This window comes from Candidatus Sodalis pierantonius str. SOPE (genome assembly GCF_000517405.1).
Lineage (GTDB): Bacteria > Pseudomonadota > Gammaproteobacteria > Enterobacterales > Enterobacteriaceae > Sodalis_C > Sodalis_C pierantonii.
Window position 1 is genome coordinate 3,202,326 of record NZ_CP006568.1, and the last position, 12,300, is coordinate 3,214,625.

The window sequence follows — 12,300 nt, forward strand, 5'->3', positions numbered from 1 at the left end:
TCCCCCGGTTGAAGCTACGCTTGATGGCGCGCCAGGCGCCACTGCAGCCCGCTCTTCAAGCATAATGTCACAATCGCCATCAGGGTCAGCAGCGCGGCGGCGGTAAACGCGCCCACGGTGTTGTAATCCTGATGGAGTAATTCCACCTGCAGCGGCAGGGTATAGGTTTCACCGCGGATCGACCCCGACACCACCGATACCGCCCCAAACTCGCCGATGGCGCGGGCGTTGGTCAGGATGACGCCATACAGCAACGCCCAGCGGATATTGGGCAGCGTAACGCGGCGGAACATCTGCCAGCCGGATGCGCCCAGCAGAATGGCGGCTTCATCCTCCTCGCTGCCCTGACTGAGCATCACCGGCACCAGTTCGCGCACTACAAATGGACAGGTGACGAATATCGTCACCAGCGCCATTCCCGGCCAGGAGAACATCAACTGTAAATTATGCTCGTCCAGCCAGCCGCCGAGGGGGCCGTTAGTGCCATAAAACAGCAGATACAACAGGCCCGCCACTACCGGGGAGACCGCGAACGGCACATCCATCAACGTCAGCAACAGTTGGCGGCCGCGGAAATTGAACCGCGTCACCAACCAGGCCATTAACGTACCGAAAACCACATTGACCGGTACGGTTATCAGCGCAATCAGCACCGTAAGCCAGATGGCGTGCAGCATGTCGCTATCGTTGAGATTGCGCCCCACCGCCGCCAGCCCTTCCGCCAGCGCGGTGGCGAAAATCGAAATCAGCGGCACCAGGAGCAACAGCAGCGAAACCAGCGCGCCGAGGCCGATCAACAGCCATTTTCCCCACGGGAAAGGCGCGCGTGCGGCGCCGTTAAAGGCGGAGATATCCGTCATCATTGCCCTCCCAACCGGCGGCCAAAGCGTGATTGCAGCACATTAATGATAAACAGCAGCAGCAGCGACGCCGCCAGGATCACCGAGGCGATGGCGCTGGCCGCCGGGTAATCAAACTCCTGCAGGCGGATAAAAATCATTAGCGAGGTGACCTCGGTCTTCCAGGCGATGTTGCCTGCGATAAAGATCACCACGCCAAATTCACCCAAGCTGCGGGTAAACGACAGTGCGGTTCCCGCCAGCAGCGCCGGCGCGACCTCCGGCAAAATGACGCGGCGAAACGTCTGCCAGTGCCCCGCGCCCAGGGTTTGGGCCGCTTCTTCATATTCCGACCCGAGCTCTTCGAGCACCGGCTGCACGGTGCGCACCACGAACGGGATGCTGGTAAAGGCCATCGCCACGGCGATGCCGAGCCAGGTATAGGAGACTTTGATGCCAAACTGGGCCAGCCAGCCGCCGTACCAGCCGGTCGTGGAAAATAGCGTGGCCAGCGTCAGACCCGCCACCGCGGTAGGCAGTGCGAACGGTAAATCCATCAGGCCATCTAACAGCGCACGGCCGGGAAAACGGTAGCGGGTGAGGATCCAGGCCATCAGCATGCCGAAAATCGCATTAAACAGCGACGCCACCCCGGCGCAGATTAACGTTATCTTATACGCCGCCAGCAGCTCCGGGCCGGTGATGACTTCCCAGTATTGCGACCAGCTCATCTGCGCCAGCTGCATGACCAGCGCGCTTAACGGCAGCAGCAGGATCAGGCAGACGAACAGCACGCTGCCGCCGAGGCTCAGGCCGAAGCCGGGCAGGACCCGTTTGGTGGTCATGGCCAGCATTAGCGATGCCCCGCCGCCAGCAATCGGTCCAGTTCGCCGCCGCGGTCGAAATGCGTCGCCATAGCCGACGGCCAACCGCCGAATCGATCTTCAACCCTGAATAGCCGGTTCGGCGGGAATTTGTTTTTGTTTGCCTTCATCATCTGCGTATCGTTATACCTGATAATAAAACCCGGCGATAATGTGTTGCGCCGCCGGGCTATAGAGATAGTTGAGATAAGCCTTCGCCGCCTCGTCGGTCCCGTTTTTCTCCACATTCTTATCCACCCAGGCCACCGGAAACTCCGCCAAGATATTCGTGGCCGGCACAATAACGTCATAATCGCCGGCGCCGCCTGATCGCGCAGGGTATTGACCTCCGACTCAAAACTTATCAACACATCCCCCTGCCCGCGATCGACAAAGGTCGTCGTCGCGCCGTGCCCGCCGGTATCGAAGACCTCGACGTTGGCGAGAAATTTCTGCATCCAGGCGCGGGTTCGGGCGCGGTCGCCGTTAAACGCCTGCTCCATCACGCCCCAGGCGGCTAAATTAGGTATAGCGGCCATTCCCCGAGGTTTTCGGGTTGGGAAACACCAGCCGTACGCCGTCCCGGGCTAAATCGTTCCAGTCGTGGATCCCTTTGGGGTTTCCTTTGCGCACCAGAAACGCCATGGTCGAATAGTAAGGCGAACTCTAGTTAGGCAGGCGATCGCGCCAATCGGCGGCAATCAATTGGCCACGATCGTGCAGGATTTTCACATCGGTCACCTGATTGTAGATCACCACATCCGCCGGAAACCCCTGTTAGGATAGCCAGCGCCTGCCGGGACGATCCGACGTGCGACTGACGAATGGTCAGCGTGTCGCCGGGATGCGCCAGCTGCCATTGCGCGATTAAAGCCGGAGTTCAGGGCCGCGAACAGCTCGCGGGCCACGTCATAGGAGCTGTTGATCAATGCCGTGCCCTGCGCCGGTCCGCAGGCCAGCATCGCCGCCGCGACATACCCGCGCACCACCCGGCCGGAAAAAAGCGTAAAGGTCATAAGGTGTCCTTTGGTGAAGGACAAAAAAGCCGCCCCGATAGCCTTACAGTTTATTTATAACGGAGGGATAACCCGTAACGCTTTTATATATCGATTGGTGATTTACAAGTCTCAAAAAGCATAAGGCTGGGGGCGCGGCCGCCAAGACAAAGCCGCGAAGCGCGCGTCAGGGGGGATGTGCGCCCCTTTATAGACAGCGTCATACAACGCCATACAGCGTCGCCCGGCGGGCAAGGCTCTGAAAGGGGCCAGGGGGGCGTTAGCGCGTGGCGGACGCACGCCAGATGATTTTGCTCACCTGCCAGGTTTGCAGCTGATCGTCAGCCGGCATCAGCGATTCAGGACCGTGCCAGATGCCCTTAAATACGTAACTGACGTGGCCGCTTTGCGGGGCCTGACATACCACCGCCTCGCGATCCTCGCCGCTGCCCTTGTGGCAGGCACCATAGGCTTTCTGATAAACAGCGTTAAACAGCGTACCGATCTTGACGCCCCAGGCGCTTTCGATGGCGTCATTGGCGTGGCGGCGGTAATGTCACCGACGTCCTGATCGCTCACCTTGCGGCTTTCGCCGAACCAATGGAAAGGGAAAAAGCTTGACCAGGAAAGGTCGGATAGCGTCGAGCACCCGGCCAGCAGGAGCGGCAGTCCAATGATTAACGGACGGAACGACTTCATCATTTCTCCTTGTAGTTTGAAACCGACGCCGGCTCGCTGGCGCTGCATATCGCGCCGGACGGTCGGCACGGGGCCGATATCTCCCCCGACGATCTCATTATCGTCAGCGGTAGGCTGCATAAAGGCCCGCAGGGGACGTCGGTGGAAGTTGAGCAACTGCAAAAACAATAATCGCGCGACGCGACACCGCGGCGGGAGGGCCGCCGGTGTCGCGCCGCTTTAATACTCCTGATCCTCAATAAGCCGTTTGCCCAGCAATACGCTATCTTGCATTTCGTATCCCAGCTTTTCGTACATGTTAATCACCGCGTCGTTTTCGCCGCGCACCATCAGATTGATTTTTGGACAGCCGCGGGCAATCAATTTTTTCTCCAGCCGGCTTATTAACGCATTGGCGATACCGCGGCCGCGATAATCCGGGTGCACCCCCAGGTAGTAGGCAGAGCCGCGGTGGCCGTCATAACCGCCCATCACCGACCCCACCACTTCCCCGGCCACTTCCGCCACCAGAAAAAGATCGGGATCATGGTTCAGCTTACGCTCAATATCCATTTCGGGATCGTTCCACGATCGCAACAAATCGCAGCGTTCCCATAGCGTAATGACCTCTTCAAAATCGTCATGACGAAATACTCGAATTTCCATAATTGCCGCCGCCGCTACAGAGTAATGAATGATTCAACTGATTATCACGTTATTTGCGATGAAGGCAAATAACTCCGGCGCGGTTTATGACTCTTTCGCGCGCTTTCGCTCGAAATCCCCTCTCTTTCAACGTCGTTTACCTCCGCCCAGGCGTCCACGCCGCGCCTAAGCGCCGTTTTGGCCCGCAACGGTTAGTGTTACGGCCCCGCCGGCGTTATACTGGCGTGGCTTCACCTTTTCGCCGCTTACATACAGGGATTTAGCGATGGAACAACCGGATATCGAACACATCAATGCCTATCTTCTTGGGCTGCAGGAGACGATTTGCGCTGCACTGACCGCCGCCGACGGCGGCGCCGTTTTCCATGAGGATCTCTGGCAGCGCGCCGAGGGCGGCGGACGGACGCGAGTACTGCGCCAGGGCCGGGTCTTCGAGCAGGCCGGGGTGAATTTCTCGCGGGTGTATGGCGGCGCCCTGCCGGCCTCCGCCACCGCCCACCGACCGGAACTGGCTGGAAGATCGTATCAAGCCATGGGCGTGTCGCTGGTCGTGCATCCGGAAAATCCTTTCGTCCCCACCAGCCACGCCAATGTGCGCTTTTTTATCGCCGAGAAACCGGGCACGGCACCCATCTGGTGGTTTGGCGGCGGTTTCGACCTGACGCCGTTTTACGGCTTTCACGAAGATGCCGTGCACTGGCACCGCACGGCGCAAGCGCTCTGCCTGCCGTTCAGCGGCGACGTCTACCCCCGCTACAAACGCTGGTGCGATGACTATTTTTTTCTCAGGCACCGCAACGAAGCGCGCGGTATCGGCGGGCTGTTTTTCGATGATTTGAATACCCCCGATTTTCACCAGGCCTTCGCCTTTGCCCGCGCCGTCGGCCAGGGCTATCTGGACGCTTATTTGCCCATCGTCGAACGGCGCAAGTCCCATACCTGGGGCGAACGCGAGCGGCAGTTCCAGCTCTATCGCCGCGGCCGCTATGTCGAGTTCAATCTGGTGTGGGATCGCGGCACGTTATTCGGTCTGCAATCGGGCGGCCGCACCGAGTCTATTCTGATGTCGATGCCGCCGCTGGCCCGCTGGGAATATCATCACGAGCCGGCGCCCAATAGCCCTGAAGCCGCGCTATATCGCGACTTTTTGCCGGTCCGCGACTGGCTGCAGGAGTAACGCCATGGAAATCTGGGTGGATGCCGATGCCTGTCCCCGGGTGATTAAAGACATTCTGTTTCGCGCCGCCGGGCAGCATGAAATACAGGTCACGCTGGTGGCCAATCAATCGCTGCAAGTGCCGCCGTCACGCTTTATCCGCACCTTGCGGGTGGCCGCCGGTTTCGACGTGGCGGACAATGAAATCGTCAAACGCGCCGCCGCGGGCGATCTGGTCATTACCGCCGACATTCCGCTGGCGGCGGAAGTGCTGGCGAAGGGCGCGCTGGCGCTTAATCCGCGCGGCGAGCTTTATCAGCAGGCTACGATTCGCGAAAAACTGACCCTACGGGATTTTATGGACACGCTACGCGGCAGCGGCATACAGACGGGCGGTCCGCCGCCGCTCGGGCAGCGAGAACGCCAGGAATTTGCGCGTCAGTTGGATAAATGGCTGCATCAGGTTTGAACGCGACGCGAATATATAGCACTCTTTCACAATTATTTATGATACGATAAAGTAGATTATTGACCTTACGCGACAGCGCCCCCCCGGACGCTGCCTTCTGCGCGGCCATCGATTAGGGTCATCATAATAATCAGAAAAAGCGTATTTCATTCTACGTCTTGTTGATGCAGTGTTATCCTAAAGTTAACCGTCACTTATGCGGGTGATAGTATTCAATTCATGGAGTAGAGAAATGAACCAGTTAGAAGGTCTGAAACAATTCACCACCGTCGTGGCCGACAGCGGAGACATCGAGTCCATCCGTCATTACACACCGCAAGATGCCACCACCAATCCATCCCTGATCCTGAAAGCCGCCAGCCTCACCGCCTATCAGCCGCTGTTTGAAGACGCGCTGGCCTACGCCCGCAAGCAGGGCGGCACCCGTGAAACCCAGATTATTAACGCCAGCGACAAATTAGCGGTCAATATCGGCGTGGAAATTCTGAAAAGCGTGCCTGGACGTGTCTCTACCGAAGTGGATGCGCGCCTCTCCTTCACTCGCGGCATGTGTGTCGCCAAGGCCCGTAAACTGGTGGCCCTCTATCAGGAACAGGGTATTGATAAATCCCGTATTCTCATTAAGCTTGCTTCCACCTGGGAAGGGATTCAAGCCGCGGAAGAGCTGGAAAAAGAAGGCATTAACTGTAATCTGACGCTGCTATTCTCCTTTGCGCAGGCACGCGCCTGCGCCGAAGCGGGCGTGTATCTGATTTCGCCGTTTGTCGGCCGCATTTACGACTGGTATAACCAGCGTAAACCGCTCGATCCGTACGTGGTCGACGAGGATCCGGGCGTGGTGTCGGTGCGCAAAATCTATGATTATTATAAACAGCACCGTTATCAGACCGTTATCATGGGCGCCAGCTTCCGTAAAGTGGAACAGATTCTGGCGCTGGCCGGCTGCGATCGCCTGACCATTTCCCCAGCCCTGCTGGAAGAGCTGCACAAAGGCGATGGGCGCGTTGAGCGTAAACTGTCTCCCTCTACCGAAGGTTTTCATCAGCCGGCGCCGCTGTCTGAATCGGAATTCCGCTGGGAACACAACCAGGATGCGATGGCCGTGGACAAACTGGCCGAAGGCATCCGCCAGTTCGCGGTTGACCAACAAAGCCTGGAAGATCTTTTGGTGGCAAAACTGTAACCTTTGGAGCATCTAATGACATCAAGAAAAGCGCTGGCCAACGCTATTCGTGCGTTAAGCATGGACGCTGTGCAAAAAGCCAATTCCGGCCATCCCGGCGCGCCGATGGGCATGGCGGATATCGCCGAAGTCCTGTGGCGCGATTACATGAACCATAATCCGTCCAATTCGAAATGGGCCGACCGCGACCGTTTTATTCTTTCCAACGGGCACGGTTCGATGCTGCTTTACAGCCTGTTGCACCTTACTGGCTACAATCTGCCGATGGAAGAATTGAAAAACTTCCGGCAGCTGCATTCCAAAACGCCGGGGCATCCGGAATACGGCTACACCGATGGCGTGGAAACCACCACCGGGCCGCTGGGCCAAGGCATCGCCAACGCCGTGGGTCTGGCGATTGGCGAACGTACGCTGGCGGCGCAGTTCAACCGCCCTGGCCATGAGATTGTCGATCACCATACCTATGTTTTCCTCGGCGACGGCTGCATGATGGAAGGCATCTCTCATGAAGTCTGCTCGCTGGCCGGCACCATGAAGCTAGGAAAACTGCTGGCGTTTTACGACGATAACGGCATCTCCATCGACGGCGACGTCGAAGGCTGGTTCAGCGATGACACCGCCGCCCGTTTTGAAGCCTATGGCTGGCACGTCGTGCGCGGCGTGGACGGCCACGATAGCGAATCGGTCAAAGCGGCTATCGAGAACGCCCGCGCCGTCACCGATAAGCCGTCGCTGCTGATGTGTAAAACCGTTATCGCCTTCGGCGCCCCGACCAAAGCCGGCACCCACGGCGCCCACGGCGCGCCTCTGGGTGACGACGAAATCGCCGCTACCCGCAAAGCGCTCGGCTGGAACGAGCCGCCGTTCGTGATCCCGGCGGAAATCTACCAAGGTTGGGATGCGAAAGAGGCGGGCAAGCAGAAAGAAGCTGCCTGGAATGATAAATTCGCCGCCTATGAAAATGCTTTCCCCGAGCTGGCGCGCGAGTTCAAACGTCGGATAAATGGTGAACTGCCGGCAAACTGGCAGGCGGAGAGCCAGAAAATCATCGAGCAGCTCCAGGCCAAGCCGGCGAAGATCGCCAGCCGTAAAGCCTCGCAGAATGCGCTGGAGGCCTTTGGTCCCATGCTGCCGGAATTCCTGGGCGGTTCGGCGGATCTGACGCCGAGTAATTTGACCATTTGGTCGAAATCCATCTCTATCGCCGATGATCCCGCCGGTAACTATATTCATTACGGCGTGCGCGAATTCGGCATGACGGCCATTGGTAACGGTATCGCCCATCACGGCGGCTTCGTGCCCTATACGGCCACCTTTTTGATGTTCGTCGAATACGCCCGTAACGCGGTGCGCATGGCAGCGCTGATGAAGGCGCGCCACATCATGGTGTATACCCACGACTCCATTGGCCTGGGTGAAGACGGTCCGACCCATCAGCCGGTGGAGCAATTGGCCAGCCTGCGCATGACGCCGAACATGAGTAACTGGCGCCCTTGCGATCAGGTGGAAACGGCGGTTGCCTGGAAGAAAGCCATCGAGCGCCATGACGGTCCTACCGCGCTTATTTTGTCGCGTCAGAATCTCGCGCAGCAGGATCGCACGACGCAGCAGCTGGCGGATATCGCCCGAGGCGGCTATGTGCTTAAAGATTGCGACGGACAACCGGAGCTCATCCTTATCGCCACCGGTTCGGAAGTGGAGCTGGCGGTGGCCGCTTATCAGCAGTTGAAGGATGAAGGGCGCAAGGTGCGCGTGGTATCACTCCCCTCCACCGACGTCTTTGATTTGCAGGACGATGCCTATCGCGAGTCGGTATTGCCGAAAGCGGTGACGGCGCGTGTCGCCATAGAGGCCGGTATCGCCGATTATTGGTACAAGTACGTTGGTCTGAACGGGCTGATTGTCGGCATGACCACCTTCGGTGAATCGGCACCGGCGGAAGAGTTGTTTAAAGTGTTCGATTTTACCGTCGATAACGTGCTGAGCAAAGCTCGTTTGCTGGAGCCTGTTTAGAAATTTGTGTATTTTCCTGATTTTGATATGTTCAATCCAACATCAAAAACAGGTTAATTTATGGACGAAAAACAGTTGCAGGCTCTGGCTAACGAACTGACCAAAAATCTCAAAACCCTTGAAAATCTCAGTCACTTCGATCGGCTGCTGAAAAAAATCAGCGTCGAAGCAGCTCTCAATGCCGAAATGACCCATCACCTCGGCTACGATAAAAATCAGCCTAAACCGGGGACCAACGCCCGCAACGGCTATTCCACAAAAACCGTTACCACTGGCGATGCCCCGCTGGCGCTGCGTACTCCGCGCGATCGTGACGGTTCCTTTGAACCGCAACTGGTGAAGAAGAACCAGACCCGGATTACCGGGATGGATAACCAGATTTTATCGTTGTACGCTAAAGGGATGACCACCCGCGAGATCGCCGCCGCGTTCAAAGAGCTGTATGACGCCGATGTCTCGCCGGCGCTGGTCTCAAGGTCACCGATGCGGTCATGGAGCAGGTTGTCGAATGGCAAAACCGGCCTCTGGATGCAGTCTATCCCATTGTTTATCTTGACTGTATCGTTCTAAAAGTCCGGCAGGACAGCCGCATCATCAACAAATCTGTGTTCCTGGCGCAGGGCATCAACATCGAAGGCCAGAAAGAGTTGCTAGGCATGTGGTTGGCCGAAAATGAAGGCGCAAAGTTCTGGCTGAACGTGCTGACAGAGCTGAAAAACCGCAGCCTGAACGATATCCTTATCGCCTGCGTAGACGGGCTGAAAGGTTTCCCTGACGCTATTAACGCGGTGTATCCGGAGGCGCGGCTCCAGCTGTGTATCGTGCATATGGTGCGCAACAGCCTGCGGTTCGTCTCCTGGAAGGACTACAAGGCCGTCCACCCGCGACCTGAAAGCTATCTATCAGGCCCCTACGGAAGAAGCCGGCTTGCAGGCGCTGGAAGCGTTCTCCAGTGCCTGGGACATCCGCTACCCGCAAATAAGTCGAAGCTGGCAGGCAAACTGGGCCAATCTGGCCACATTCTTTGCCTACCCAACGGACATCCGCAAGGTGATCTACACGACCAACACCATCGAGTCGTTAAACAGCGTGATCCGGCATGCCATCAAAAAGCGCAAGGTGTTCCCGACCGACGACGCAGTGAAAAAGGTGGTGTGGCTGGCGATGCAGGCTGCCTCACAGAAATGGACAATGCCTTTGAGGGACTGGCGCATGGCAATGAGCCGCTTTATTATCGAGTTCGGTGACCGCCTGGACGGTCACTTCTGAGAAAAGGCATTTACACAGAATCCGGTACGGGCTTGTTTGCTGCTGAAATAAGTCCTCGCCTTACCTTACGCCGGCGACCCTCGGGTCCCGGCGTTTTGTTTGTTATTCCCTTTACCCCGTTGCGTCGAGTATTCCATACCCCGTTGCGCTTGGTTTGCGCTATCCCGTTGCGCTTGGTATCCGCTTACCCACGTTGCCACGCGCCGTCGAGACCACATTCGCCCGGGGATGCCCTAGCACGCGCCGCCTGCCTACCTCACAGCACGCAGCTCAGTGCGCGCTTCTGAGCGGTTTGCCGACGCAAAGCGGGCAGCTTAGTCCAACGGCGCCGGGGTCGCCCAACGCAGATCTAGGGCGATTTTTCGTCGGCCACCTCATCGTCGATGGGGCCGAGTTGATGTTGCATCATATAGTTTCTAAGCACCCAATACGTCTCGGTAGATTTCGTAGCGCGATGTAGGGCATCTTCACCGTGACGGTTTTTAAGCATGACGTTGATACTCTCTGCCGTTAGCAACTGCTCGACGATGGCCCGTTTATCGGCGTAGGCCGCCATATGCAGCGCGGTGTTGCCGTCATATTCCGTCGCGTTGATCTCGTCAGTGCTTTTGGCCATGAGTTTCTGAACGTAGCTTAAATTGCCCGATTTCACCGCCAAATTCACCGCCATATATAGCGCAGTTTCGCCATACCACCCAGGAAGGCTGGGGTCTTGCCCTTCAGCCGCAAGTAATGAATCAAACATCCGGGGCTTGTTGTGTTCAATCGCCAGCATTAGCGCCGTCTGGTGCCGATTATCTTGCCGGTTAATATCTATACTTGTGTTTTTAAGAAGTTGCTTTAGGCGGCAATTTTTACCCTTTCTGACCACCTCCATTAGCGCGGTATTGTTATAGTTATCGGCAATATTAACGTCAACATCCTGGCATTGAAGTAGCCGATCAAAGACCTTCTTGTTGCCATGGGCGGTTGCTAACCACAGGGCGCTTTGATGATAACGATTGGTAAGGTTGACATTGATTCCCGTGACGTTAAGCAGGATTGAGCACAGTGTGGGGTCTGGCCATTGCGTGGCAATCATCAACGGGGTCCAACCACAGCTATCCTTCTGATTGACTAAGCCTCTGTCAACATCAGCCAGCAGTAGCAACACCTCGGGACAACCGGCGTGTGCGGCCAAATGCAGCACGGTGGCGTTCCTGTCCTGAGTGACAACCGCAAGGCTAGCGTTATGGCTTAATAAAGTCTCTACCACAGCGAGGTGGCCATTTTTTATGGCCAACTGTAGCGGCGTGTAATTATTTTCATCAAGCTGGTCGACGACGCTACCCGCGCGTAAGCAGGCATTAACGCAATCGAGATCCCCCTCTTTGGCGGCTTGCGCGAGAGAGAAAGGTAACCTCGCGGGGGACGCCACTGCCTCGCCGAGGTGCCGGGCCGGACAATGCGACGCGGTGACATCCCTACATTGCGACGCGGGGAGGGCCAGATTTAGGCGTCCTGAAGCGTCACAACCAGGAACAATGGCCAAATCAGGGACTTTATCCCAGCGTTTTTTACGTGCAGCGGTGCGTGCCGGCGGTGCTTGCGCTTCGTCCGAGTGAGAGAAATGGCTATGCCCAGCAAGCACGCTGTCCCGGTCTGACCGGCTGGGAAATACGGGTGGCTCTGGGGCGTGTCCCACGCCCAAGGCGGGCGCTGCGGGCGCGTAGCTTTCGCTCGCGGAATGCGCTGCAGATGTCTGTCTGACGGTGCGCAGCGCGCCAGCGCCGCGCGATGGAGGACCGTGCTGCCCCCGGGTAACGGTGGGCGGGGCGGCAAGCGCTTGAGCGATTTGGCTCGTGAGTAACAAGCCCGTTATCAATAGCGGCATACACCGCGATGGCACGGTGCGGGCATTATTTTCGTCATTTCTGGCCACGGAATTGTGGTTCATATTACCCGGTGGTAACTGGCGAGTATGGTGGCAGCCAATCTGCCGGCGGTACGACGATAATTCGGTAATCATCACGTCTCTCCTTTATTTTCAGGGATCACCGCTGTCTTTCAGCCATGCAATACGCTAACAGGAAGGGACTATACCTCAACCATCACCCGCCGAAATAAATTAACATTTTTACACGACAACACCCAAGCGAAGAATAAAATAAAACACAGCATAAGAGACGA

At 57.3% G+C, this 12,300-nt stretch carries 8 protein-coding genes and 3 pseudogenes; 5 read left to right on the top strand and 6 right to left on the bottom strand.

Annotated features, from left to right (window positions below; genetic code table 11):
* Positions 1-14 precede the first annotated feature (14 nt).
* The 5 genes and pseudogenes from cysW to SOPEG_RS16130 all read right to left on the bottom strand — a co-directional run bounded on the left by cysW (position 15) and on the right by SOPEG_RS16130 (position 4,041).
* Positions 15-860 (bottom strand): sulfate/thiosulfate ABC transporter permease CysW, encoded by an 846-nt coding sequence (cysW, locus tag SOPEG_RS16110; protein ID WP_038468931.1) that lies wholly within the window; start codon positions 858-860, stop codon positions 15-17.
* Positions 860-1,693 carry a sulfate/thiosulfate ABC transporter permease CysT gene (gene cysT / locus SOPEG_RS16115; RefSeq protein ID WP_025246108.1) on the bottom strand — a complete coding sequence of 278 codons (834 nt, stop codon included), beginning with the start codon at positions 1,691-1,693 and terminating at the stop codon, positions 860-862. The genes cysW and cysT overlap by 1 nt, the downstream gene beginning before the upstream one ends.
* Positions 1,693-2,664: pseudogene (cysP, locus tag SOPEG_RS16120) on the bottom strand (thiosulfate ABC transporter substrate-binding protein CysP). Before cysP ends, cysT begins: the two are co-directional and overlap by 1 nt.
* 313 nt (positions 2,665-2,977) lie before the next feature.
* Positions 2,978-3,396, bottom strand: a pseudogene (locus SOPEG_RS25090) (DUF1131 family protein).
* Between the two features lie 219 nt (positions 3,397-3,615).
* Positions 3,616-4,041 carry a GNAT family acetyltransferase gene (locus tag SOPEG_RS16130; RefSeq protein WP_025246110.1) on the bottom strand — a complete coding sequence of 142 codons (426 nt, stop codon included), beginning with the start codon at positions 4,039-4,041 and terminating at the stop codon, positions 3,616-3,618.
* Between the two features lie 265 nt (positions 4,042-4,306).
* Between SOPEG_RS16130 and hemF the strand changes: the two genes are divergently transcribed.
* From hemF to SOPEG_RS25095, 5 genes and pseudogenes are all read left to right on the top strand, one after another.
* A complete protein-coding gene (hemF, locus tag SOPEG_RS16135; RefSeq protein WP_025246111.1) occupies positions 4,307-5,218 on the top strand; it encodes an oxygen-dependent coproporphyrinogen oxidase in 912 nt (303 codons plus the stop codon).
* Between the two features lie 4 nt (positions 5,219-5,222).
* Positions 5,223-5,666 carry a YaiI/YqxD family protein gene (locus tag SOPEG_RS16140; RefSeq protein ID WP_025246112.1) on the top strand — a complete coding sequence of 148 codons (444 nt, stop codon included), beginning with the start codon at positions 5,223-5,225 and terminating at the stop codon, positions 5,664-5,666.
* A gap of 232 nt (positions 5,667-5,898) precedes the next feature.
* Positions 5,899-6,849, top strand: a complete 951-nt coding sequence (gene tal, locus SOPEG_RS16145; protein WP_025246113.1) for a transaldolase — start codon at positions 5,899-5,901, stop codon at positions 6,847-6,849.
* Between the two features lie 15 nt (positions 6,850-6,864).
* Positions 6,865-8,862 (top strand): transketolase, encoded by a 1,998-nt coding sequence (gene tkt, locus SOPEG_RS16150; protein ID WP_025246114.1) that lies wholly within the window; start codon positions 6,865-6,867, stop codon positions 8,860-8,862.
* Positions 8,863-8,922: 60 nt separating this feature from the next.
* Positions 8,923-10,131, top strand: a pseudogene (locus SOPEG_RS25095) (IS256 family transposase).
* A 349-nt stretch (positions 10,132-10,480) separates the two neighbouring features.
* Here the strand turns inward: SOPEG_RS25095 and SOPEG_RS25100 are convergent.
* Complete coding sequence (locus SOPEG_RS25100) at positions 10,481-12,139, bottom strand: ankyrin repeat domain-containing protein (RefSeq protein ID WP_081743032.1); 1,659 nt, start codon at positions 12,137-12,139, stop codon at positions 10,481-10,483.
* Between the last annotated feature and the right edge of the window lie 161 nt (positions 12,140-12,300).